Consider the following 24562-nt stretch of genomic DNA (forward strand, 5'->3'; position numbering starts at 1 on the left):
ATTTTTTCCTAAAGGAGATTCATTATGGTAGAAACGGTCCATCATTTACTATTACATGTGGTATTTATTCTGTTTACGATTCTTCTATTTCAACTGTTTACGAGTGAATCGGATAGGGATACTAGAGGATTTCACGTTACTTTTTTCCTTATGAATCTTGTTGTTCTCGTGTTTACGATGGCTTTTCCCGAGGTTTATTCGAGTGGTTATGTGTACGATTTTAAAGTGATCCCGGTGATTCTTGCCTTCCTCTATGGAGGGAAGAGAGTGGGGATCAGTACGTTTTTCGCCATGCTCGTCATCGGCTGGTTCACGGACCATGTATGGATCTTTCTCCTCGTGAATTATGCGATTTACAGTATGCTGCTGATCCCGTTATCTACCTGGTATCGAAAGCTTTCCTGGAAAAACAAAATGCTCCTGATTTCAGGTTTTTATTTATTCATCCCGGTTACACGGTCCCTTTATTTACTCACGCACCAAGAAACGGAACAGCTTCTGTTTATGGCCAGCTCCACATCCATCATATGGGTTACGCTGATCCTGTCGATTTATTTGATTGAAAATCGATTGGAACAGATCAGGGTCAAAAAAGAGCTCATCAAAGCGGAAAAATTTAACGTGGTGAGCGAGCTTGCAGCATCCGTTGCCCACGAAATCCGGAATCCCATGACGACGGTGAGAGGGTTCATGCAGCTCCTGCAGAAGGAAACGTTAACGGATCAGCAAAAGAGCTTTATCGATATTAGCATCCAGGAACTCGATCACGCCCAGGACGTCATCAATCAATACCTTTCCCTGGCAAAGCCCCAGACGGAGGAATACGAGGTGTTCAGTCTGTCCGAGACGATGAATGAATCCGTTGACGTCATGTCGACGTATGCCGTGATGAACAGTATAAAAATCAATAAGAATATTGAAGAAGATCTGATGATCAGAGGGATGAAACTGGAGGTGAAGCAGGTCCTCCTCAATCTTTTGAAAAATGCCATCGAGGCGGTAAAAGAAAATGGGGAAATCACGGCTGCTGCGAGTCGCCATCCTGACGGCCGAATGCGGATCATCGTTCAGGACAACGGAACCGGCATGCCTCCGGAACAACTCAAAGTACTCGGCAGGCCCTATTATTCCACGAAGGAAAAAGGGACGGGACTTGGACTCACGGTGAGCTATCAAATCGTGAAGCGGATGAAGGGTGAAATCAAAGTGGAAAGCGAACCTGGAGTGGGAACGACATTCAGCGTCTTTTTTCCAGGCAATACATAAGAGGGACGGACCTCTTGCTTCTTCTAAGCAAGGGTCCGTCCCCATCCAAATTTGCAAAACAAGGAGGAGCTGTACATGATCAATTATGACGGACGTACATTCGTATCCATTGAAAATACAGCAAACGGTGAGGTGTCCTCAAAGACCGTGTTTGAGTATAAGCAAGAAGGAAAGATCCTTTCAGCTACGTATAGTGGGGGAGATATTACGAAAGGGACCCTGATTGGCATTGTGAAGGACGATGGCAGCTTAGTGTTCAGATATAACCATGTGAACACGAATCATGAAATCAGGGGTGGTCAATGCACCTCTGTTCCTGAAATACTGAAGGATGGCCGGATAAAACTGCATGAAAAATGGAAGTGGATGGATCGTGAACAAAGCGTAGGGGAATCGGTAGTAGAGGAACTCATGAACGGGGGAACTGGTGCTACCTTTTAAATATTGACAGCGATCGGAAAGGTAGTGACTGAAGGGAGCGCCAACTTGGTCGACGCTCCCTTTCTTCCCTCTATTATTAATGAATGTCCCTCTTCTTAAATCTCCCCCCGCGCACTTCATTGATATCTGCGACAGCAAGGAAGGCGGAAGGATCCAATTCTTCCACAATGGATTTTAATTTCGCTTCTTCCAGTCGGGTGACGATGCAGAAGATGACTCGTTTGTCGTCTCCGGAGTATCCGCCTTCCCCACGTAAATAGGTGACACCGCGTCCGAGGCGGGCGAGTATCGCATCACCGATTTCTGCGTCTTTGTCACTGATGATCCAGGCGGATTTCGATTCGTCAAAGCCGTCGATGACGATATCGATCGTTTTGAATGCAATGACATAGGCAAGGACGGAGTACATGGCACGATCCCAGCCGAGGACGAATCCACCCCAAGTGAAAATGAATACGTTAAACAGCATGATGAATTCCCCAACGGAAAAGGGGAATTTTTTATTCAACAGGATGGCAAGGATCTCACTTCCGTCAAGTGCCCCTCCATACCGGATGACCAACCCCACTCCGGCACCCAGGACAATCCCGCCAAACACAGTGGCAAGCAGCATATCCTGGGTGAAGGCAGCTACATGATGAAGGTAATTCGTTGCCAATGAAAGAATCGAGATTCCTATTATCGTGGATATCGTAAAGGTCTTTCCGATCTGCTTATATCCCAGGAAGAAAAACGGGATGTTCAGGAAAAAAATGAAGACACCGAGACTGATGCCGGTCAAGTTATAGAGGATAATCGAAATCCCGACGATTCCTCCGTCCATAATCATATTTGGCACAAGGAAAACCTCGATCCCGAGCGCCATCATGATGGCGCCTAATACAATGAAAAAGCCTCTTTTCGCGATTTTTAAACGTGTCAGCTTCGGGTGCTGAAGACCCGATTTGATTTGTTGTTCGATTGTTTCGTCCGTCAACGTGCGTTCCTCCTGCCTTTTACTCTTTTAAGTCAAAAATGGCCTTGATATCTTCCCACTTAATAATCATCTCCCAGGAAAATTCCGGTATAAATGAAGAGAGGGGATTACCCGAGAGCTCTGCCGCTATAAACATGACGCCAAAAAAACCAATTAAAAACACAGTACAAAAAAGATAACAAGCCACTGATTCCCAAAAATATGTGTCCTTTTTCATAAAACCCTCCATGCGCTTTAATGAAAAACGCCAATTTTAATAAACCCTAATCCCATAGAGTTTTTGATTGAGTATATGAATGAAAGAGAAACATCGTTTAAGAGAGGTAATTGGATTGTGACATGATGATTTTCTTAAAGCCAATCGCATCAGGAAAGATGTCCATGGCGACATACTCCGTCACATGAGGGGGAGCATACGATTTCAATTTCTTACTTAAGAACATTTTACGAGGTACCACACTGTCAACATGATGAGGGAGTGAAGAGGGGGGAGAGAGCATAGCATCAAAACTTGTGAGATGTGAATCATCCGCTTTTAATACATCGCCATCCATATGGCCGTTGTGGTATTCCAACATGTGTGGCTGCTGGAAACTGATTAAAATCAACAGTAAGAACCATATTGAAGCTTTTTTCATCCTCCCCCACCTCCTTCATATGTATAGGTTCATTATATCATAGGCGCCGTGGGGACAGGTCCTTTGGCTCCTCGATGAGTGAGTTTTATGGAGGAGTGGCCTTTACTTTAATCCGTCATATACTCCTCCACCAACTCATAACAACGAGCCTTCGTCGACTCATACAACGAAATATACCACGCCACATTTTCGAACGTGCCGCCTTCAAACTTCAATCTTTCCTTCTCTGCCTTTGCCTCTTTCTCCTCGATCCATTTCACTTGTTCTGATTTTAACTCTGCCATGACTTCAGGAGACAGCTTTTCTTTCAGAAGGGAGTATATCTCATTCAACGCATCGTCATATTTTTCATAGGAAACTCCATAGTAGTTTTTCATGGCATTCGTGACACCTTTATCTGAATCCTTCTTATCAGGCATGGCATCCAGTTCCTTCTGGATGTTGTCCAGTTTATCTAAGTATGCCTGTTTTCCTTCCACCTTTGTGACGGCTGGTTCCTTTTCCGAACTTTTTTCTTCAGGGGATGTCTCATCTGACTGAGCCTGTTCGTTTTCCCTGGATGCCGTCGTATCTTCAGCCTGTGAATCATTGGAGTCATTACTCGCTGCAGACGCCTCGGAGTCAGGTTTACTGGCGGCATCCTCATCAGTAGATTGACTACAGGCAGACATTCCAACGAGTACCATCGCGGATAAAGTCGTGACGATCAACCAATTGCTTTTCTTCATTATTACAGCTCCAATCTTTAATATAAATGCTCACTTGGGTCATTTTAACATATCCAGATATATCCTTCTAACTTGTTCAGGGAGAAAGTCGGGGAGTCAATGCCATGACCTTCTTTACAAGCTTTCTATTTTATATATAAACTGGTAAAATTAGGATTATCAATCTAGTAAACGACAATGGAGCCCGAAGATCTCATGGCTCACTGGAGGTGCCACATGCTTGATATCAAAACGGATTACGTGTTTAAAAAGGTCGACCCGATCAACAAGGGATGGTCGAGTGATAAGAAATATTTCGTGGAAACGGAGACGGGGGAAAGGCTGCTGCTCCGGACGGCGGATCGTTCTGAGTATGAGAGTAAGAAGAGCGAATTCGAGGCGATGGAGCGTTTGGCCAAAACGGGGATTCCAATGTCTGTGCCACTTGAGTTCGGGTTGTGTGAAAACGGCGATCATGTGTATTCCCTATTTACATGGTGTGAAGGGAACGATGCCGCTGAGGTGCTGCCTGGATTAACGGATACGGAGCAATATGAGCTCGGACTGAAGTCGGGTCGTTACCTGAGGGAAATCCATTCCACTCCTGCTCCGCCCGAAGAAGAAGTGTGGCAAACAAAGTTTAATCGTAAGGTAGATACGAAGATCAGGCAGTACCACGACTGTCCGCTTAAGATCGAAGCCGGCGATCTTATCTTAGAATACATAGAAGCAAACAGACATCTCCTGAAGGGACGCCCCCAAACGTTTCATCACGGTGATTACCACGTCGGGAATATGGTTATTTCGGAAAGCGGCGAACTCTCCATCATCGACTTCAACCGTCATGATTTCGGTGATCCGTGGGAAGAGTTCAACCGCATCGCCTTCAGTGCATCGGCGAGTCCTCATTTTGCCACGGGACAGCTCGATGGCTATTTTAACGGAAGACCGCCGGAGGATTTCTTCAGACTCATGACCTTTTACATCAGCAGCAATATGTTGTCATCCATCCCGTGGGCGATGAGGTTCGGTGAAGAGGAGATCGCCGTCATGAAGGAGCAGGCGAAGGAAGTGCTGGGCTGGTTTGACGGGATGAAGAATCCGGTACCGACGTGGTATGTGGGAAGACTTTTATGTTCAGTGCGTGGATGACATTCCGTATAAATTAAAGGCACCGTTCGACTTTTCTTTTATTAAAAAGTACGGAGAAGTCTTTAAAGTCTATGATGATCAGGATTCGGGCAATATCTGTTTCGGGGTCAGGAACGGTGAAGAGAGACTGTTCATTAAATTCGCCGGTGCCCCGACCTCGCGATATGAAGGGGAGCCGGAAGAGGCGATCGCCGCGTTAAAGTCTGCCGTGAACGTGTATGAAGATTTGGCTCATCCCCATTTAGTGAGATTGATTCGCGGAGAAGAAGTCGGTGGTGGTTTTGCGGCTATCTTTGAATGGAGCGACGGGGAGTGCATGGGGAAGATGTATCCCCGGTCCCGTGAAACATTCATGCAGCTACCTGACAGTACAAGGCTTGACGTGTTCCGTGATGTCCTTGATTTTCACATCCATGCAGTGGAGAAGGGATATGTGGCCATCGATTTCTATGACGGCAGCATTCTCTATGACTTTTCAAAAGGAGAGACATTGATCTGCGACATCGATCTCTATGCGAAACGGCCCTACGTCAATGCGATGGGCAGGATGTGGGGATCGTCACGCTTCATGTCTCCCGAGGAATTCCAGGAAGGTGCCGAGATCGATGAAATCACGAATGTGTTTGTGATGGGAGCCACCGCCTTTGCATTGTTTGGCGGGGAGAAGGATCGATCCAGGGAAAAATGGAGACTGAGCGACGGGTTATATGAAGTGGCGCTGAAGGCTGTGAGCGATGACAGGGAAGCGCGTCAGCCGTCTTTGCTGGAGTTGAAGAGAGAGTGGGACAGGGAAACAGGTTCGGTGTCCCGATAAGGATCCAGGGGGCTGGCCCCCTGGATCCTCAATTCATTAAAGGCAGACCCATTTAGAGCCTGCCTCTTCACCATCCATCAATCTCTCCCCACATTCAGCGGCAGCGTAAACCCAACCGTGGTCCCTTTCTGCTTGTTCCTTCTAATCAAAAGTTCCCCATGATGATGCTCGATGATTTGTTTGCAAATCGCCAGTCCAAGACCGACTCCTTCTGTATTCTCGTTCACTTTATAAAACAGTGTGGACACATGCCTAAGGTGCTCCTCTTCAATTCCCTCGCCCTCATCTTCGACGTAAAACGTTAGATCATGTTCTCCCTTCTCATAAGAAACCGTGATGGTGCTGTTTCGACCGGAATATTTGATGGCATTCTCGATGAGGTTGATGAGCACCTGACGGATTCTATTCTGATCAGCTACGAGTTTCAGGGGTTCATCATCAATCACGATGATCTCCTGTTCTTTTTGCTGGCGCTTTTTATCCAGCTGCAACAGGACTTCCTTCACAAGCTGGTCAAAATGAAAAGGGGAAGGGTTGATTTCGAATGTCCCGTTCTGATAGCGGGAGAAGTCCAGCAGTTCCTCCACCATGTCGATCAGTCTGTCTGTTTCTTTCGTGATGATGGAAAGTCCCGTTTGGGTTTCTTCCACATTCTCCGGGTCCCCTGTCTGCAATGTCTCGCTCCACCCCTTGATGGAGGTGAGGGGAGTCCGGAGTTCATGGGACACGGAAGAGATGAATTCGTTTTTCATTTTTTCCGTCCTGAGGAGTTCTTTCCCCATATTGTTGAACGTCTGGCTCAGGGTGTGGAATTCATCTTTATATCGTCCATCCACCCTTGCTTCCAGGTCACCCTGTGCCATGCGGTTCGATACGTTCGTCAATTCGATGACGGGCTCCGTGATGATTCGTGAGAAAAAGGTACTGACCACGAATACGATCCCAAGGATCCCGATTCCGATCGCTGACAGGGTGATCAGGATCGTTTGGAAATTATTATGCAACGATTCGAGTGATGTGACAAAGCGGAGGATGCCGATCGTTTTATCGCTGGATTCCAATGGGACCGAGACGGCGAGGATGCGTTCTCCTGTTGCGGGATTGGTGCCGAACCAGGTACCTTTTCCTTTTGAGAAGGCCTCCTTTACGTCGGGATAATCCTGTTTTCCCCCTGGAATGAAGCCGCTTGAGGACGATAGGATTCTGCCGCTTCCGCTCAAAATTTGTGTTTCTGCCTGATCGATGGAGAAGTTGCTTTGAAGATCCTGCAGATTTTCCCTCAGATTGTACGTCGATAATTGACTATAACGCTTCGCAAATGAGGCCGAGTTCTGTGCATGATTTTGCAAAATTTCAGCCGTACCGTTGTAATAATAATGATAGATACCGGAAGCGACGATGCCGAGGAACAATAGGATCGTCATGGTGATCAGCGTCAGATTCTGTATGAGTAATCGCCGTCTAATTCCCATTATGCTTTCCTTCCCCGGATTCATCCCATCGGTATCCGTATCCCCATACGGTTAACAAATAACGGGGGGAGGAGGGATCTGCTTCCATTTTCCGACGGATCCTCCTGATGTTGACATCAACGATTTTCGGATCCCCCATATAATTGATCCCCCACACCTGGTCCAGGAGGTCATGGCGGCTGATGGCTTTCCCATTTGCTTTCAGGATGGTGCTGATCAGCTCATATTCCACCGGGGACAAATCGACTTCCTTTCCCTTCAACTTCAGGAGGCGCCTAGTTTCATCTAAATAGATCGATGGAGCAGGCTTTTCCGGTTCAACAGGACGGATCCTCCTCAGCAACGCTTCAATCCGGGCGATCAATTCATTCGGACTGAAGGGCTTCGAAATATAATCATCGGCGCCGTTCATCAATCCATGGACCTTATCCATCTCCTGTACTTTCGCCGTCAACATGATGATGCCGATGGATGAGTTCCATTCCTGGATCTCTTTGCACGCTTCGAACCCGTTCATTCCGGGCAACATCACATCGAGAAGGACGATGTCGACAGTCGTATCCCTCTCTTTCAACTGCTCGATGCCGGACTCTGCATTGTCCGCCTGCAGCACACTGTATCCATATCGTTTTAAATTGATTTCAATGAAGCCTCTGATCGATTCTTCATCTTCAATGATCATGATTCGTTTCACTCTTACCACCTGCATTTCCTCTTGATAAACGTAAGGTCGGTCCCGATACCCATTAAGAAGGCAACAAATGAACATATTTCTTGAATTCGGACACCGGTGATTTCGTCAAGTATACGAATTGATTGCTTTCCATCAGGACATTCCAACCCTCGAGTGAAGCCTGATCGTCTTTGTCCGCGACATACACATCAAAAAGAAGGGAGCCATCGTCTTCTGATAGAAATTTGACATATCTCCGTCCGTCGGAAGCTTCGATGATGATATCTGGCCAATCTTCCGGTAGCACCACTTCATACTGATACGGATAGTTCTGATAGGAGCGCAGGGTGAACTGCGGTTGGCCTTCATCGGATAACTGATAGTACTCATGTATGAACGGCATGTCTACATACGGTTTGTCCGGGTTCGCTTCGATCAGAAGGGGAAACTCCAGGATGCCGTCCCCGTTTTTGTCTTCGCTGTTGGCGGATGTTGCCCGAAATAATTGATCTTTGAATTCTTTTGGCACAAGTTCCACGAGTTTCTTATTTTTCACACCGACGATGAAGGAAGTCGAGGAATGGGCCCCGACAGTTGAATCGAAGATCGCTCCTTTGACGGACGGGGTGACATAGCCCGATGCCGAGTGATAGTAAGGATAGACATACGGATCGAGCTCCAGTTCATCCACCTTCTCCGATTTTCCTTTTGGAAAGGCATAAAGGGAGACGGTGTGCTCCTGGTTTGGTATCAATGAAGAAAGCAGCAGCTCGGCTTTGCCGTCTTCATTGTAATCGTCTGCGAAGAACGCGCTGTATTGGGACTCGAATAGTTTGTGTGGCTTTTTCCCTTCCAAATCATAAATGACAAGAGCGGAGTCAGACGCTTCTGCCGCATAGGAAAAGCCGATCAGGAGTTCCTTCGTACCGTCCCCGTTTAAATCAGAGGCTTCCACCTTCATCAATTCCCTCCCGATATTATTGATTCCGGCCACCTTTGTCCATTTGCCTTCTTTATTCTCAAGGACGATTCCCTCCATTTGAGATGTTTCCTCGGGAAGTCGGTAGAAGACGATCAACTCTTCTTCCCCGTCACCATCGAGATCCGTCTCCTGGATGGTGGCTGCAGTTTTATCTTCGTTTGGAGAGAGCCACTCCGCCTGAGGAGGGACGAAGCTTTGAATGGCCTGCTTCAGTTCCTGCTGTTCTACAGGAAGCTCCGGAGGCTTCATCAAAGAAGAATTGGACTGAAATAACGAACAGCCGCTTGTGACAGACAGCATCCCGGTTAAGAGAAGTATTATTTTTTTCATCTATATTTCACATCCTAGCCTTTGCTTTCAATAGTATAGTGTAAATCCATTCGACAAAAGTAACAAGAAAGTAACAAATTTCGACGTCTCATTGTAACCGCCTAGTAACCCTTTCACAGCTGTTTTCTCTTACGATAAAAGTACAACAAAACAGCCGGAGGAAAGGTGAAAAGCATGCGGAGAAAGAAAAGACGATTAAAGAGAAGTGTGCGGGTGACATTCGCACTGATGTCAGCCCTCTTCATCCTAGTATCGACCATTTGGGTGATGGATATAGGGGAAGCGAAAAGTAATGAAGGACAGGAAAGTTTAGAAAAGGTAATCGCAAAAGAAACGGTCGAAAAGGAACCTGTCAAAAAGCAAACAGATGAAGCGAAGGAAAAAGAGTCAGAGGAAAGTGGGGAGCTTCCTGATCAAGAGGGTCAGGAAGATCAACCAGTCGATTTTGTAACCGTTGATGAACCGGTTCAACAAGAGGAACCGACGGTCGAGCAGCCTGAGGTGGAAGAACCATCCGAGGATAAACAAGATCAGGAAGAACAAGCCGTACACCAGTCGGTCTTCCTCACATTTGATGACGGACCGAATGAAAACACAGAAGGCATCCTGAACGTCCTCGAACGCTACGATGCCAAGGCGACATTCTTTATGCTTGAGCCGAATATGAGAAGGTTTCGAGATTCCGTGAAGGATATGGCGGCAGAAGGCCATGCAGTCGGCATGCACGGAGTGACCCATGATGTGTCGAAATTCTATCAATCTAGTCAATCGGTCGTCGGTGAAATGAAAAAGGGACAAGAAACCTTGGAGTCTATCACCGGAATTCATAGCAACCTGATCAGGGTCCCTTACGGATCGGTGCCGAATATGACGCCAGCCTACCGGGAAGCCGTCGACGGTGCAGGGTTCCATATGTGGGACTGGAACATTGATAGCGAAGACTGGAGGCTGTTAAGCGAAGAATATGTTCCGAATGTGATGGAACAGATCAATGATTTTCCTTATAAGGAATCTTCGAAAATCATTCTGCTTCATGAGAAAGATGTGACCTTGGAGTATTTGGAGAAACTTCTCATCGACTTGACCGAAAAGGGATACAGCATGAAGGCAATCACACAACAAATGAACCCAGTGACATTTTAACGAAAGAGGAGCTGTAAAGAATGAATAAGAAATGGAAAGTAGGCATCACCGTCCTAATCGGATTGACGGTCTTATCAGGTGGACTTCTGTTCTTTGTTTTTTCAAAAGTGGGGGCATTCTTCGATGAGACGTATGAGCCGATTGATGTTCCTGACGCAGGAGAAGAAGAGCAAGAAACTGCTCCAGATGGTAAAGTCCACATCCTGCTGATGGGAGTGGATGAACGGCCACATGATAAGGGAAGGCCGGATGTCATGATGGTAGTGGAAATTGATCCGAAGTCTGACAAAACCAAGGTCGTCAGCCTGCCCAGGGATACCAAAGTATCCATCCCGGGCCGAGATGAAAGCACCAAACTGAATCATACGTACACATATGGAGGGACAAGCCTCACCGTGCAGACCGTTCAACAGTTATTGGACATCAACATTGACTATTATGCGAAAGTAAATATGAACGGATTTGAAGAAGTGATCAAAGAAGTAGGCGAACTGACCATCGACAATGAACTGGACTTCACGTTTGATGGATATCATTTTGCCAAGGGAGAATTGACGTTATCTCCGGATGAAGCACTTGCCTATGTGAGAATGAGAAAGCAGGACCCGATGGGCGACGAAGGACGGAACGAACGGCAGAGGAAAGTCATCAAGGCATCCGTCCAAGAGCTCCTGTAACAGAACGATTACGGCAAAATCCTTAAGTTGATCGATACGGTCTCTCCCTATCTTCAATGGAATATACAAGAGAAGGACTTGAAGACGTTATACAGCCATTATTCACACGCCATGAAACAGATCCAATCGTCGGAATTGCCTGGTGAAGGGAAGCTTGGTGAAGATGGATTATGGTATTTTATCGCAGAGGATCCAGAGCGGGTATTTTCGGACTGAATGTCCCCGTGGATTTAATCAAAAAAAGAGGCCCCCAAGCAACACATTCTGCTTAGGGGCCTCTTCTTTGGTTTATTCGCTCTTTTCCTTTTTTAACTCAAAATATTTATCCATCACCCGTTTGGAAATGACCTTATTAATGTAAGGGTCATGCTCCTGGTGGGACCATGGGACGACGGTTGAGAAGGCAATTTCCGGATCGTCGAATGGGGCATATCCGATCAGAGTCGTGTTGTAGGTTGGCTGTGCACTGTCCATGTCCGGTCCTTTGTAAAATGCCTCTGCGGTTCCGGACTTCCCGGCTGCATTGTACGGAGCATCCTTAAACAGATTGGCCGTACCTTCTGCGCCGTGAAAGACCCGGTAGAATCCTTTCTGAACGTGTTCGATTTCTTCACTGGATGCATCGATCCGGTTCAGCACCTCTGGTTCCTGCTTGTACACGACACTTCCTAACCGGTGTGGCTGGTTGGAAGGTTCACGCACTTCTTTTAACAGATGGGGCTGAACGCGTTTTCCTCCGTTGGCGATTGCCGAAACGTATTGAGCCAGTTGCATCGGTGTGTACGTGTCGTACTGCCCAATCGCAAAGTCAAGGAGAAGTCCCGGATGTTCAGCGGTTCCTTGATATCCAGATGACTCCCCTGGGAGATCGATTCCTGTCGGCACACCCAGTCCCATTTGGGCGAAATGCTCCCTGAGCGTACGGAATGCGTCGCCTTTCAGCTCAATCGGTGCGTGAGGCACATATCGGTTCCCGGCGATCCGAAGAGCGACTTTCCACATATACGCGTTAGAGGATTTCTCCAAGGCATAGAGGTCACTGATCGGCCTCGTTTGATTTCCCCATACATTGAACCACGACGTTTTCTTCGGCGTTCCTTTAATATAAAGAGGTTCATCCACAATCATTTCCCCCGGTTCGATATGATCCGTCATATAACCGGTCAGGAGTGTGGCCCCTTTCACGACGGAGCCCGCTTCGTAGGACGTCGTGTATGTCCCCAAGGAATAATCTTCGAATTCGATTTCCCCGTTCGGGTGGATTTCCTTCACTTTTTGACCGACCATCGCTTCGATTTCCCCGGTGTGAGGATCCATCATGACGACAAAGGCACGGTCCAGGTAAGGAGATCCTTTTGTACCGATGTGTTTCGATAGTTCTTCCTGGACGATTTTCTCGATTGCTTTTTGCAATTCGACATCAATGCCGAGTACGAGATCTTTCCCGCTCTGACCCTGTTGGATGACCTTTGTCCCGACGACCTGACCGTCTTCTATGATGTTTTTCACTTTCTTCTTCTGTCCGTTCAACAGGTCTTCATACTTTAATTCCAGGTAGCTGGTTCCGACGCGGTCATTCCGGTTATATCCTTCTGCGAGATATTCCTGGATCAGATCTTTCGGAATCCCTTCCCTGGTAGATGACACGTCTCCGAGCACGGAACGGAGAGTGTGGTCAAGGGGATAGGACCTTGTCCAATCCGTGGTCACGTCCACCCCGGGCAATTCATCGAGATGTGCGCTCACCTGTGCATACTCCGTGATGGTCACCCCCTTATTCTTCACGATTTGAGGGGAAAGGGCGTACCCTTTGGAAATCGTTTGATAGATCGCGAGCACTTCATATTCTTCTTCTGAAAAAGAAGACCATTCCTTTTCACTGATGCGTTCAAGCTTCAATTGATAGATTTTCTGATCGGCCTCTTTGGTTGAGAGATCCTTCTCTCCCTGAATGCGTTTGATTTCTGAGGCGGAGACCTTCTTATCCGCCTTTGAAGGATTCATCAAGATCCAAAAATCCTTCTTATCCCGTGTCGTGAGGGAATCGGTCTCGACGTCAATCATGTCGGCCAGCTTCCTCGACACTTCCAATAAATCCTTCTGAGACGAATCCGACGTCCGGGTGAAAGTGATGGCCCTCTCTGGTTTATTATCGACAATCAACTTCCCGTTCCGGTCATATACGCTCCCTCTCGGCACGGGTGAATCAACCGTCACGCTTTCCTTCTTCTCAACCGCCTTCTCATAAGACTGTCCATTCGCGATCTGAACCATCCCGAGCCGGACGATCAGCGTACTGAATAAAAGAAACACGGTGACAAAGAGAATCTTCATGCGCTTCGGAAGTACCATTTTCTTTGTTCGCTCTGTTCTATTCTTGTCTTTCATACAATCACCCATTTTATGTATTTGACTTTATTACAATTAAAACAAAGCCATGACAAAAACCCAAGGGATATGCTGAATCGTTCACGAAATCGTTTCATTCAGTCCTTGTTCCAAAAAACTTCCCATCCTGTACATACATTGTTAATAGTTTCGTAACATTTACCCTCTAAGATGAAATCAACAGCAAAGTTCAACAGGCAAAATCAATCGAGGAGGAAATAAACATGTTTGAACATAACAATCAAAATGAAGAAATGAATTCTACGGAAACAACCGATACAGACGTCACTCAAAAAGAAGAAATGCAGCGTACCCCGAAACAGAAGAAGCCGTTTAAAGGCAGGGGATTCCTCAACACGGTTGGTGCGGGGATCATCGGTTCGGTCCTGACGCTGACGGTATTGCCACAAACGGACTATTATCAGAACCTGGCTCAGCCAAGCGTCGAGCAATCGGCGGACAACGGACAGGCAAACACATCATCGAATTCAGGGATCACGCCCACATCGGTTTCAACCGGGGCAGGCGGCGATGTAGCGAATATTGTGGAGGATGCCTCTGAATCCATCGTCGGCATCGTCAATTATCAGAGTCAAAGCCGAATGGGAGCCTCAGAGGCCACTCCGGCGGGGACAGGATCCGGTGTCCTTTTTAAAAAAGAAGGGGACAGTGCTTTCATCATCACGAACAACCATGTGATTGAAGGGGCATCGAAGATTGAAGTTTCTCTCTACGACGGTGAAAAGACCGAGGGTGAACTGATCGGAGCGGACCCGCTGACGGATCTTGCCGTCGTGAAGATTGATGGTAAATATGCAGACAACCTGCTGGAAGTCGGTGACTCCAGTGCCCTGCGAGCCGGTGAACAGGTCATCGCCATCGGGAACCCCCTCGGACTGGATCTCTCACGGACGGTGACACAGGGAATCGTCAGTGCCGTCGACCGCACGATCCCCGTGCAGACATCCGAAGGGGAATCTGAACTGAACGTCATCCAGACCGACGCAGCCATCAACCCTGGTAACAGCGGGGGCGCACTCCTGAATTCCAAGGGTGAACTGATCGGGATCAACAGCGCGAAGATCTCGAACTCCGGTGTAGAAGGACTCGGCTTTGCGATTCCAAGCAAGGACTTCATGCCGATCGTCAGCGAAATCATCAAAACAGGGAAAATTGAGCGCCCGTACATCGGAATCGGGATGAAGAACCTGGCGGATATCCCGCGTTCATACTTGCCAAATCTGCCTCAATCCGTTGAATCCGGTGTGGTCGTCGCCAATATCGATCCGACATCTGCAGCAGCGGACGCCGGGATCAAAGAAGGCGATGCGATTACCGAATTGAACGGCAAGTCGGTCGGAAATGTCGCCGACCTGAGAAGACAACTGTATGGCGGCCTGAAAGTCGGGGATAAAATCGATTTGACCGTCTACCGTGATGGTAAGAAAATGACGGTGAGTTTGACGCTTACTAGTAATGCGATGATGAATGGGTAATGGGTGATGTGTGTACCTGGTACAAATCGAGTAAGTTGTACCAGGTACAAAAACCCCCAAATGTACCAGGCACCATAAAAACGACCAATAAACAAACAAAAAAGGAGTACGAATAAGTGACTAAAAAGAAACAAACGATCACATTATGGAGCATTATCGGAGGCGTTGTCCTCATCGGATCACTGCTTGCGGTATTTGGTTTTTCAAAAGAAGATGCAGTGGCCAAAGTGGGGAGTGAGACCATCAGTAAAGACGATCTGTACACGACGCTTGTAGATCAGTATGGGGATGGCGCCCTTGATACGTTGATTGCAGAGAAGATTGTGAAGCTTGAGAGTGAGAAGAAGGATCTCACGGTGAAGGATAGTGAAATCAAAAAGGAATTGGAGAATATTAAAGGACAATATGACAGTGAAGAGGCATTCAATGAGGCTCTTGCTTCAAGCGGATCGGATCTGGACAGTGTCAAAGAAAATATCAAGACGTACCTGTTGACGGAGAAGTTGCTGAAGGATCGGGTCAAGATCACGGATGATCAGATCAAGGAATACTTCGAAGCGAATAAGGATACGTTTGCGCAAAAAGAGCAGGTTGAGGCCAGTCATATCTTAGTGGACGATGAAAAGACGGCACAGGAAGTGAAGAAGAAACTTGATGACGGCGGAGATTTTGCCGAACTTGCGAAAGAGTATTCCACGGATACGTCGAATGCCGATTCAGGCGGGGAGCTTGGTTATTTTGGCAAAGGTGAGATGGTGACAGAGTTTGATGATAAGGCGTTTTCGATGAAAAAGGGTGAAATCAGTGAGCCTGTGAAGACGGAATTCGGCTACCATATCATCAAGGTGACGGGCAAGAAGGAAGCGAAAGAGGCGGTCCTTGCCGATCACAAAGATGAAATCAAGGACATCCTGTTTGATCAGGCCCTTCAAACGGAGTATGGTACGTGGTTAGCGGAAAAGAAAGAAGATTATAAGATTGAAAAAACATTGAAAGATTCATAAACCGGTCATGGTTTGTTCATGATTTGGCCATATCTTCTGGAAATAATGATAGAGCAGCTGCAACTTATAAAAAGGAGGAAATCAATATGAACAATAAGAGAGCACTCGCACTCGCTGGTGTGTTAGCAATCGGGATTGCAGGGGCCCTCCCTGCGTTTGCAGCAGAGAAGGATGCCGGGAAAACGAATGAATCTGCGGTTGTCGGAGAAAAGTCAGAGCCGGTATTTGGCGGTCATCATGGTGGACCCGGGAAGTTCCAGGTGAATGAAGATCTGCTGAAGGAAAAAGCGGATGAACTTGGCATCGACACCACGGATAAGGATACCCGTGAACTCGCCAAAGAGATCATGGAAGCCAAGCTGGAGAAAAGAGCGGAAGCATTGGGAATTGAAACCGACGGGAAAGAACCCCGTGCCATCATGGATGAAATCCGTCAGGCGGAGCTGAACAAGAAAGCGAAGGAATTGGGCATTTCCACTGACGGAAAAGACGGGGAAGAGCTTGCTCAAGAAGTAAGGGAAGCCTTGGTGAAACAACAAGCGGAAGAGCTTGGAGTCGAGACCGAGGGCAAGGATCTAAACGAACTAGCTAATGAAGTGAGAGAAGCCGCCCTTACGAAACAGGCGAAGGACCTTGGTATTGAGACCGAAGGAAAAGATCATCATGAATTGCGTCAGGAAGTATTCGAAGCATCGATCCTGAAAGCCGCAAAAGAATTAGGCGTTGAAACGGAAGGCAAAACGTCTAAGCAGCTGATGGATGAAATCATGACCGAGCATGCTGATGAAGCGAAGAAACTGGATTTCTTCCCTTTCAATAAGGAAGAGGGCTTGTTTTTCCACATGGGCGGTAAAGGTCAACACGGTCCGGGACACGGGAAAGGACCACATGAAGCTTCTCAGAGTGAGCCATCGATGGACGAATCTCAAAGTGAATCATTATAGGAACGGACATCCCCGCCATATGAGCGGGGGTTTTTCTATTGAAGGAAATCAATAGAAGGAATTGGTCAAAACGACTATAATTTAAATAGAGTGAAATCGGGAAGGGAGCGATGTTCATGAACGTATTGGTCGTTGAAGATAATCAAAGCGTCACAAGCATGCTTGAGATGTTTTTTTCTAAAGAAGATATAAAGGGTGAGTTTGTTCATGATGGTGCTGAAGGGTACCGTCGTTATCAGGAAGGCGAGTGGGATCTTGTCATCCTTGATTGGATGCTGCCCGGGATGGACGGTGTGACGATTTGCCGAAAAATCAGGGAGGAAGGGTCCCAGGTGCCGGTCATCATGCTAACGGCGAAGGATAGTGAGTCCGATCAGGTGCTTGGCCTTGAGCTCGGTGCCGATGATTATGTGACAAAGCCCTTTTCACCTCTTGCCCTGATGGCGAGGATCCGGGCGGTGACCCGTCGCTACCAGGGGCAAGGGGAAAAGAAAACGACTGAAACTCAGGATGTGGCCACGTCCGATTTCCGTATTAGCAAGGAAACCCGTGAAGTGTTCCTGAAAGGCGTTCCCCTTACAAATTTGACGCCGAAAGAGTTTGAACTTCTCTATTATCTTTCCCAGCATCCGCGGCAGGTGTTCTCGAGGGAGCAGCTCCTTGAGCGGGTATGGGGCTATGACTTCTACGGGGATGAGCGGACGGTGGATGTACATATCAAACGGCTCCGCAACAAGATCGGCAGCAAGGATAAGCCGTATCTTCATACGGTGTGGGGCGTAGGGTATAAGTTTGATGAGGCGGCGGCCGGGGATGAAGTTTAGGTATCTGTATCAGCTGCTTCTCAGTCATACGAGCGTCCTCGTCATCGCCTTCATGATCCTCGGCCTCCTGTTTTCCCATTATGTCGAAAACCTGGTGTATGAAAATAAGGTGACGGAGCTGCGGACGTATGGGGACAAAATTTTATCAGATCTTGAGCGGCCAAGTCCGAGACGGCCCCTGTATCTGGACGAATACAGCAACCTGCTTCACGCCCGGAACATTGATGTGATCACCTTCAATCGTCAGGGAGAAGTATCTTTTTCAAGTGGAGGGGTCTATCCTCGCATCGAGCTTTCAAAAGAAGAATGGCAAAAAATCGAGAGCGGGGAAACCGTCCCATTGAAAAAAGATTTCGGCCGCTTTGATCAGGCGGTGTCCCTCGTCATCATGCCACGGGTGGTCAATGACCAGCTGACAGGCGGTCTGATCCTGATTTCCCCGATCAGCGGGACGAGGGAAATGCTGAGTGAGATCAATCAATATCTGCTGTATATCGTCCTGTTGGCCCTCGCCATCTCCGTTCTCGTCAGTTTGTTCCTATCGAAGCTCCATGTGAAACGGATTCAGAGGATGAGGGATGCTACGTCCAAGGTATCGTCGGGAGATTACGATGTACATGTTCCAAGCTCTAACTTCGATGAAATTGGCGATCTGGCTGAAGACTTTAATGAAATGGTCACGAAACTCAAGGCATCGAAAGAGGAAATCGATGCCCTGGAGAATCGGAGACGGCAGTTCATGGCCGATGTGTCCCACGAACTGAGGACCCCGCTCACGACGATCCGCGGAGTCATGGAAGGGATCCGGAACGATATGATCCCGGAAGAACAGAAAGAGAAGAGCTTCGGTCTTGTCAGTCAGGAAACGAAGCGGCTGATCCGCCTCGTGAACGAGAACCTGGATTATGAAAAAATCCGGTCCAATCAGGTGGTCCTTTCGAAAGTGACCCTTCCGTTACTCGATCTTTTCGAAGTCATCAAGGACCAGCTCGATTTGCAGGCAGAGGAAAAAGGCAATACTATCACCGTTCTGGCAGACGAAGGGGCAGTGGTGCATGCCGACTACGACCGACTCGTCCAAATCCTGATTAACATCACAAAAAACAGCATCCAGTTCACCACGGATGGAACGATCGCGCTGAGTGGATCTTCTTCCGGGAACGAAACGGTCATTGAAATCCAAGACACCGGAATCGGCATGGACCCCGCAGAAATCAAATCCATCTGGCGCCGTTTTTATAAAGCGGACCTGTCCCGGACGAATAATCCATACGGTGAATTCGGCATCGGACTCTCCATTGTGAAGCAATTGGTCCTGATGCATGAAGGGTCGATCGATGTGTTCAGTGAGAAGGGTGAGGGGACAAGGTTTGTGATCCGGCTGCCGCTTTGACAGGGCGGTAAAGCCACGGGGACAGGTACTTTGGCCTTTTTTAGACGAGGTACCTGTCCCCGTTTTTTTTCATCGGCCACTACGGCTTGATCCCAAGGTATCTTTCTATATGCTCGACCCTTTCAAGAAGTCGCTGCACTTTTCGATTCAATTGGGAATAATGTGCTTCGATCATGTGCACATGGGTATCATAGCCTCCTGTATATTGTCTGTGATAAGGAGGGCACCTGGGGTCAGGTGGATAGACAACTTGATTCACCGGTATTCGGTATTCATACATACGGTCACTCTCCCATTTCATTGGTCTATTCAGACGTTGAGATACTATATGCCTTCATCTGTCTGTTCGTTCGCTGTCACCCTGGATATGATCTTTAAAAAGGTCGATGAACAGGGTGCCATTGCTATTGATCACGGCATAATAGATGTCGTTCCATAATGGACAAAGGAAAGGGAAAGAAGACTTAATAAAAAGAATCCTATCCAATAAAAGTAGAACACAAGTTTTTTATTTCGGTTATAATAGAGTATAAAGTATGATTTTTTAAAATCTTTTAAAATTACTGAAAGTAGGGAAGAGATACCGATGAATCACTTTGAGCTATTGACCGGTCTGCTTCTTAACCTTCTTGCCATATTGATCATCATTTTACTGATAAGTTTTCATTACCTTTCCCGAAATAAAGTACATAAACTTCACATCAAACCGTTGTCGATCTATCTGGCCAGTTCACTGCTTCTGTTACTCAGCCTGGCATTAAGTGTCCGATTGGAAGATGGATTTGTGTATGACTTGCGGTTCATCCCTTTTTTAATTGGAGGGATATACGGCGGGAACCGGGTACTGCCCTGGCTCGCCCTTACCATGATTGCCATCCGTGCCCCGATGATGGGTCCTGGATTATGGGTGACCGTGGTCATGGCGGTTCTCTTCACCCTGCTCGTCCTATATATGCGTCCGAGATGGGAGGGGAAGAACTGGATGACGAGGGTGTACTGGTATACGCTCTTTGCGTTCGGGTACTCGGTCCTGTCTTTATGGATCCCGTCCATGATTTTTCATTTCGGGTATGACCATTCGATCTTAATCTATTCGGCTGTCCTGACGGGATCGACGTTCTTCGTCTTTTACCTGTGTGAAATCATCCGGACCATCTATATTCTTCAATTGGAAGCGATCAAATACGAGAAGATGCAAGTGGTCAGTCACCTGGCCGCCAGCATGAGTCATGAAGTGCGGAATCCACTCACCACGGTAAAGGGATTCCTCCAACTGATACAGGAAGATCCAACCAATGTCAGTACAAATAGTGAGCTGTCGAAGGTCGCCGTCAGGGAGATCGACCGGGCCACAGAAGTCATCAATCAATATTTGGACTTTGCCCGTCCCCACCCGGAGGTTGAGGTGGAAGTGGAAATACGGGGTGAAATGAACCGATCCCAGGAAATCATCATGCCCCTGGCGGTGAAGAAAGGAATCATCCTGAAGGCGAACATCCTTCATCATCACTCCATCAAAGGGGATCCCAACAAGCTCCAACAGATCCTCATCAACATTATGAAGAATGGTCTCGAGGCAATGGAAACGGGAGGGACGCTCCGGATTTTCAGCTACCAGGACAATGAAAAGGTGTTCATCGTCATCAACGATACTGGGATCGGAATGACCAAAGAACAACTTATGCGCCTCGGCGAACCCTACTTCTCCATGAAAGGCAAAAATGGGACCGGCCTCGGCATGATGACCGTCTACCAACTCACAGAAGGCATGAAAGGCACCATCAAAGTCCAAAGCAAACCCGGCAAAGGAACCTCCGTCATCCTCTCCTTCCCCATCTACAAAGAAGAAGGAGAAGGGACTCTTCCAACCCCGGCACATACAACAAAGGTCCGTCCCTCACTGCGATAGGGACGGGCCTTTGTTTATTTAAGGGAGAGGGACGGACCTCTGTTTTCAGCCCGGTTTGGGGATGAACCCCACTGGTTATGGGATTCGTGCTCGAATTTCAGAGGTCCGTCCCTCGCCCGTTTGAAACTTTTTACATGTCCGACCGTATAGATAAGTAAGAGTAATCGAGAAAGGATTGAATGGTGTTGGATGGGATTTTCTTGATCATTATATTAGCGGCCATCGGTTGTGCCATCGTGGGGACGGTCTTTCTAGCCAATAAAGCACTGGGTCAATACATGCACAACAAGAGAGGGATCGATCAGCAGTCAGTGATCGTCACTTGCCCGAATTGCGGGGCGGAGAACGAGCGTCAGATGAATGGGCAGCATTGCAGGGAGTGTTATGAGGCGTTTTAAGAAGTGGGTTGAGTTTCTTGAAAAGAGCCTTGCGATTTAGAAAGGAGGGTCTTCATATGATCTGGTTATTCATATTGGGTCCGATCATTCTCGTCTCAGGCATCGCGATTTACTTTGAGAAAAAGTCAGGGATGACGCCTCCTGACCTGACGGAACACGCGATGAAAATCGATGAAGCGGATAAGAACGCCAATATGCACAAGAATTCGGGAGGTTCATAAAGAATGGTCAGAAGCAAAAGGGCCATGGCTAAAGACGTTGAGGGACGGACCTCAATTTTCTGCCTTTTTTACTGGTGAAATCCATTGAAATCGGCATTTTCATTAAAATTTATAAGGTCCGTCCCTCTCGCCTAACGGCCGTTTCTTCTGTAAAATAAACTGATAGATGAATGGAAGGGAGTGAGCCGATTGATTAAGTACGAATGTCTACATCATGTGAGTTTGAATGTGACGGATCTCGATAAGGCGAAAGCGTTTTATGGGGAGGTCCTGGGTTTAAAGGAAATTCCGCGTCCGGATTTTGATTTTCCCGGAGCCTGGTATGACATTGAGGGCCAGCAGCTTCACTTGATCGCGGACCCGTCTTCCCAGACACTCCGGAAGGACAAGCATTTGTCCAGCCGGGAAGGTCATTTTGCCCTCCGAGTGGAGAACTACCATGACGCACTTCAATGGTTAAAGGAAAAAGATGTAGAAACATTAGAGAAACCCCATTCCAAAAGCGGCTTTGCCCAGATCTTCTGTGCAGACCCGGATGGGAACCTGATTGAATTGAATATAGATCAAAAAGAGTTGTAAATGAAATCAACAGAAGCCTTCCCTCCTCGTGAGGGATCTCTTGTTGGTTTCTTTTTTTTGTGCCATGACATTATTTGAATTTGCCATTCGTTTCATTGAATGTTCTTTCGGCCTTTATCAAATACTGATTAAATAGCAGATCAATCCAAAAGGGTGGTTTAGTTGAAAGAACAATGCAATAGCACGACGAAGATTAGCAATTGGTGTGTGGTGAGTATGGCATCGATTCCTTTGGTCATGACCTTGGGGAATTCCATGCTGATTCCTGTCCTGCCGATATTTGAAAAAGAGGTGGGGATCACTTCTTTTCAGACCAGTATGATTATTACAAGTTATTCGATTGCGTCGATCTTTCTGATTCCAGTGGCCGGATATTTGTCGGATCGCTTCGGCAGGAAGGTAGTCATCCTGCCGAGTTTGCTGATTGCGTTAATTGGGGGATTGGTAGCAGGCTTTGCTTCCTGGAAGATGGACGATCCTTTTACGTGGATCATTATTGGGCGTGTGCTCCAGGGAATCGGTGCAGCCGGGGCGGCTCCGATCATCCTGCCACTGGTCGGTGATTTGTATAAGGATGATGATGAAAAGACGAGTTCCTGTCTTGGATTGATCGAGACGTCCAACACATTCGGCAAGGTGTTGAGTCCCATCTTGGGGGCTTTATTTGCTGCGTATTTATGGTATCTTCCGTTTTTCTCTATTTCTGTGTTCAGTCTCATTTCGATCGTCCTTGTTCTCTTTTTCATAAAAGTTCCTAAGAAGAAGGAAGAACCCGTAGCCCTTTCAGCTTTCATCCAGAGTACGAAGAAGATTTTCAAGCAAGAGGGAAAATGGATCTTCACTGTCTTTCTCGTCGGGATTTACATTATGCTCGTCCTGTTTGCCGTCCTGTTTTTCCTATCGGATTCATTGGAGAAAACCCACGGACTGTATGGGGTGAAAAAAGGCTTTGTTCTTGCCATTCCGTTACTGGCTCTCTGCATTTCTTCCTTTATTACTGGCAGGAAGATCAAGGGAGAGTTGAAGGTCATGAAGGTGATCATGACGATAAGTTTAATTCTTATGAGTATCAGTGTCGCCTTGATCGGGTTTGTCGATCAGCGACTGATTCTTCTCCTCGCTGTCTCAAGCTTCCTGGGCCTCTCGATCGGTGCACTACTGCCGACGATGGACGCTTTGATCACGGAAAACATTGAGAAAGAAGAGAGGGGGACGATTTCTTCCTTCTATAGTTCATCCCGTTTCATCGGAGTGGCTGCAGGTCCGCCGTTGATGGCGGTATTGATGAAATCCCTCCTGAATATTAGTCTCATTGGGGCGGGAGTCCTTGGCATCCTGATGTTTCTGCTGGTTTTGATTTTTATTAAGCCTGAAAAATCTGGTTCAACAACATAAGAAAACCGACCTTACGAGGATAATTTATCGTATCGGAGGAATAGTATAAAGACATACCCTTTTCCCTCTTCCCTTGAAGAGGGATTTTTAGTGAAAGGACGGAGATGACATGGACTTGGATTGGATTTGGAAAGCCATACTCATAGTGCTGGCGGGCACCTTATTGCTAAGGGTCGCCGGGAGAAAATCAATCTCCCAGATGACCCTTGCCCAGACGGTCATCATGATCGGGATCGGATCGCTACTCATACAACCGGTGGCCGGACAAAATATTTGGACGACAATCGGAGTCGGGTTGATTCTCGTCCTGACCCTGATCGTCATCGAATACCTGCAGGTGAAATCAGATCGCGTCGAACAGTTCATCACCGGTAAGTCCAAAATTCTGATGGAAGATGGCGTCATCAATGAAAAGAACTTTAAAAAGCTACGGCTGACAGTCGACCAGCTCGAAATGAAATTACGGCAGCAGGGAGTCAGTCAACTGTCGGACGTGAAATGGGCGACCCTTGAGCCGAATGGACAAGTGGGAGTGGAATTGATGCCAAGCGCAAAGCCGGTGACGATGAAGGAATTCTCCCAGCTCCAGGCAGAGGTCAAGAGACTGATCAACCTGCTTCAAGTCCCCCAGACTACGGGCAGACCAGTCAGCCAAAATAGAGGAGGGGAAGATATCTTCAAAGAAATCAATCAAAACTCTTCCGTTCAACCTCCGCCAAAACACCTACAGTAAATAAGGA

General features: G+C 47.4%; 27 protein-coding genes. 19 read left to right on the plus strand and 8 right to left on the minus strand.

Annotation, left to right across the window (positions count from 1 at the left end; genetic code table 11):
* Positions 1 to 24 precede the first annotated feature (24 nt).
* Together BVI01S_RS00640 and BVI01S_RS00645 are read left to right on the plus strand one after the other, a co-directional pair.
* Complete coding sequence (locus tag BVI01S_RS00640) at positions 25 to 1266, plus strand: ATP-binding protein (protein ID WP_061808833.1); 1242 nt, start codon at positions 25 to 27, stop codon at positions 1264 to 1266.
* A gap of 75 nt (positions 1267 to 1341) precedes the next feature.
* The gene (locus BVI01S_RS00645) at positions 1342 to 1707 is read left to right on the plus strand and encodes an avidin-fold protein (protein ID WP_061808834.1); all 366 of its coding nucleotides are present in this window, start codon (positions 1342 to 1344) and stop codon (positions 1705 to 1707) included.
* 76 nt (positions 1708 to 1783) lie between these two features.
* Here the strand turns inward: BVI01S_RS00645 and BVI01S_RS00650 are convergent, their stop codons facing one another.
* From BVI01S_RS00650 to BVI01S_RS00665, 4 genes are all read right to left on the minus strand, one after another.
* On the minus strand, positions 1784 to 2668 hold the full coding sequence (locus tag BVI01S_RS00650; protein WP_034762742.1) for a YitT family protein: 885 nt from the start codon (positions 2666 to 2668) through the stop codon (positions 1784 to 1786).
* A 34-nt stretch (positions 2669 to 2702) separates the two neighbouring features.
* Complete coding sequence (locus tag BVI01S_RS00655; RefSeq protein ID WP_061808835.1) at positions 2703 to 2900, minus strand: hypothetical protein; 198 nt, start codon at positions 2898 to 2900, stop codon at positions 2703 to 2705.
* Between the two features lie 97 nt (positions 2901 to 2997).
* On the minus strand, positions 2998 to 3321 hold the full coding sequence (locus tag BVI01S_RS00660) for a hypothetical protein (RefSeq protein ID WP_061808836.1): 324 nt from the start codon (positions 3319 to 3321) through the stop codon (positions 2998 to 3000).
* A gap of 107 nt (positions 3322 to 3428) precedes the next feature.
* Positions 3429 to 4049, minus strand: a complete 621-nt coding sequence (locus BVI01S_RS00665; RefSeq protein ID WP_061808837.1) for a lysozyme inhibitor LprI family protein — start codon at positions 4047 to 4049, stop codon at positions 3429 to 3431.
* A gap of 216 nt (positions 4050 to 4265) precedes the next feature.
* Here BVI01S_RS00665 and BVI01S_RS00670 point away from each other — a divergent pair, with 216 nt between their 5' ends.
* Both BVI01S_RS00670 and BVI01S_RS00675 read left to right on the plus strand, forming a co-directional pair.
* Positions 4266 to 5180 carry an aminoglycoside phosphotransferase family protein gene (locus BVI01S_RS00670; protein ID WP_061808838.1) on the plus strand — a complete coding sequence of 305 codons (915 nt, stop codon included), beginning with the start codon at positions 4266 to 4268 and terminating at the stop codon, positions 5178 to 5180.
* Positions 5146 to 5994, plus strand: coding sequence for a serine/threonine-protein kinase (locus BVI01S_RS00675; protein ID WP_061808839.1), 849 nt, complete (start codon positions 5146 to 5148; stop codon positions 5992 to 5994). Before BVI01S_RS00670 ends, BVI01S_RS00675 begins: the two co-directional genes overlap by 35 nt.
* A gap of 77 nt (positions 5995 to 6071) precedes the next feature.
* Here BVI01S_RS00675 and BVI01S_RS00680 read toward each other — a convergent pair whose 3' ends face one another.
* Genes BVI01S_RS00680 through BVI01S_RS00690 form a run of 3 tightly spaced genes read right to left on the minus strand, consistent with a single transcriptional unit; the run spans position 6072 to position 9451 of the window.
* Positions 6072 to 7466: a sensor histidine kinase gene (locus tag BVI01S_RS00680; RefSeq protein WP_061808840.1), complete on the minus strand. Its 1395-nt coding sequence runs from the start codon at positions 7464 to 7466 to the stop codon at positions 6072 to 6074.
* Positions 7456 to 8160 carry a response regulator transcription factor gene (locus tag BVI01S_RS00685; protein WP_061808896.1) on the minus strand — a complete coding sequence of 235 codons (705 nt, stop codon included), beginning with the start codon at positions 8158 to 8160 and terminating at the stop codon, positions 7456 to 7458. The genes BVI01S_RS00680 and BVI01S_RS00685 overlap by 11 nt, the downstream gene beginning before the upstream one ends.
* A 52-nt stretch (positions 8161 to 8212) precedes the next feature.
* Entirely contained in the window at positions 8213 to 9451 is a 1239-nt protein-coding gene (locus BVI01S_RS00690; RefSeq protein WP_061808841.1) for an FG-GAP repeat domain-containing protein, read from the minus strand.
* A 174-nt stretch (positions 9452 to 9625) separates the two neighbouring features.
* Here BVI01S_RS00690 and BVI01S_RS00695 point away from each other — a divergent pair, with 174 nt between their 5' ends.
* From BVI01S_RS00695 to BVI01S_RS22360, 3 genes are all read left to right on the plus strand, one after another.
* Positions 9626 to 10594: a polysaccharide deacetylase family protein gene (locus BVI01S_RS00695; protein WP_051758392.1), complete on the plus strand. Its 969-nt coding sequence runs from the start codon at positions 9626 to 9628 to the stop codon at positions 10592 to 10594.
* Between the two features lie 20 nt (positions 10595 to 10614).
* On the plus strand, positions 10615 to 11271 hold the full coding sequence (locus BVI01S_RS00700) for an LCP family glycopolymer transferase (RefSeq protein WP_061808842.1): 657 nt from the start codon (positions 10615 to 10617) through the stop codon (positions 11269 to 11271).
* Between the two features lie 78 nt (positions 11272 to 11349).
* Positions 11350 to 11487 carry a hypothetical protein gene (locus BVI01S_RS22360; protein WP_156477268.1) on the plus strand — a complete coding sequence of 46 codons (138 nt, stop codon included), beginning with the start codon at positions 11350 to 11352 and terminating at the stop codon, positions 11485 to 11487.
* Positions 11488 to 11559: 72 nt separating this feature from the next.
* Here the strand turns inward: BVI01S_RS22360 and BVI01S_RS00705 are convergent, their stop codons facing one another.
* A complete protein-coding gene (locus BVI01S_RS00705) occupies positions 11560 to 13659 on the minus strand; it encodes a peptidoglycan D,D-transpeptidase FtsI family protein (protein ID WP_061808843.1) in 2100 nt (699 codons plus the stop codon).
* Between the two features lie 224 nt (positions 13660 to 13883).
* Here BVI01S_RS00705 and BVI01S_RS00710 point away from each other — a divergent pair, with 224 nt between their 5' ends.
* The 12 genes from BVI01S_RS00710 to BVI01S_RS00760 all read left to right on the plus strand — a co-directional run bounded on the left by BVI01S_RS00710 (position 13884) and on the right by BVI01S_RS00760 (position 24555).
* Positions 13884 to 15155, plus strand: a complete 1272-nt coding sequence (locus BVI01S_RS00710; RefSeq protein ID WP_082197456.1) for a S1C family serine protease — start codon at positions 13884 to 13886, stop codon at positions 15153 to 15155.
* A gap of 116 nt (positions 15156 to 15271) precedes the next feature.
* Positions 15272 to 16159 carry a peptidylprolyl isomerase gene (locus tag BVI01S_RS00715; protein WP_061808844.1) on the plus strand — a complete coding sequence of 296 codons (888 nt, stop codon included), beginning with the start codon at positions 15272 to 15274 and terminating at the stop codon, positions 16157 to 16159.
* 86 nt (positions 16160 to 16245) lie between these two features.
* Positions 16246 to 17103, plus strand: a complete 858-nt coding sequence (locus BVI01S_RS00720) for a hypothetical protein (RefSeq protein ID WP_061808845.1) — start codon at positions 16246 to 16248, stop codon at positions 17101 to 17103.
* Positions 17104 to 17219: 116 nt separating this feature from the next.
* Entirely contained in the window at positions 17220 to 17927 is a 708-nt protein-coding gene (locus BVI01S_RS00725) for a response regulator transcription factor (protein ID WP_034762003.1), read from the plus strand.
* Entirely contained in the window at positions 17917 to 19320 is a 1404-nt protein-coding gene (locus BVI01S_RS00730; RefSeq protein ID WP_061808846.1) for a sensor histidine kinase, read from the plus strand. The genes BVI01S_RS00725 and BVI01S_RS00730 overlap by 11 nt, the downstream gene beginning before the upstream one ends.
* A gap of 250 nt (positions 19321 to 19570) precedes the next feature.
* Positions 19571 to 19759, plus strand: coding sequence for a hypothetical protein (locus BVI01S_RS22365; protein WP_156477269.1), 189 nt, complete (start codon positions 19571 to 19573; stop codon positions 19757 to 19759).
* A 147-nt stretch (positions 19760 to 19906) separates the two neighbouring features.
* Positions 19907 to 21229 carry an ATP-binding protein gene (locus BVI01S_RS00740; protein WP_034762009.1) on the plus strand — a complete coding sequence of 441 codons (1323 nt, stop codon included), beginning with the start codon at positions 19907 to 19909 and terminating at the stop codon, positions 21227 to 21229.
* A gap of 200 nt (positions 21230 to 21429) precedes the next feature.
* Positions 21430 to 21627 carry a hypothetical protein gene (locus tag BVI01S_RS00745; RefSeq protein ID WP_156030097.1) on the plus strand — a complete coding sequence of 66 codons (198 nt, stop codon included), beginning with the start codon at positions 21430 to 21432 and terminating at the stop codon, positions 21625 to 21627.
* A gap of 56 nt (positions 21628 to 21683) precedes the next feature.
* Positions 21684 to 21848, plus strand: a complete 165-nt coding sequence (locus BVI01S_RS22370) for a hypothetical protein (RefSeq protein WP_156030099.1) — start codon at positions 21684 to 21686, stop codon at positions 21846 to 21848.
* 189 nt (positions 21849 to 22037) lie between these two features.
* Positions 22038 to 22427 carry a VOC family protein gene (locus tag BVI01S_RS00750; RefSeq protein ID WP_034762013.1) on the plus strand — a complete coding sequence of 130 codons (390 nt, stop codon included), beginning with the start codon at positions 22038 to 22040 and terminating at the stop codon, positions 22425 to 22427.
* A 216-nt stretch (positions 22428 to 22643) separates the two neighbouring features.
* Positions 22644 to 23822, plus strand: a complete 1179-nt coding sequence (locus BVI01S_RS00755; protein WP_051758393.1) for an MFS transporter — start codon at positions 22644 to 22646, stop codon at positions 23820 to 23822.
* A gap of 109 nt (positions 23823 to 23931) precedes the next feature.
* Entirely contained in the window at positions 23932 to 24555 is a 624-nt protein-coding gene (locus BVI01S_RS00760; protein ID WP_061808848.1) for a DUF421 domain-containing protein, read from the plus strand.
* Positions 24556 to 24562 lie beyond the last annotated feature (7 nt).

This window comes from Rossellomorea vietnamensis NBRC 101237 (assembly GCF_001591825.1).
GTDB classification, from domain to species: domain Bacteria; phylum Bacillota; class Bacilli; order Bacillales; family Bacillaceae_B; genus Rossellomorea; species Rossellomorea vietnamensis.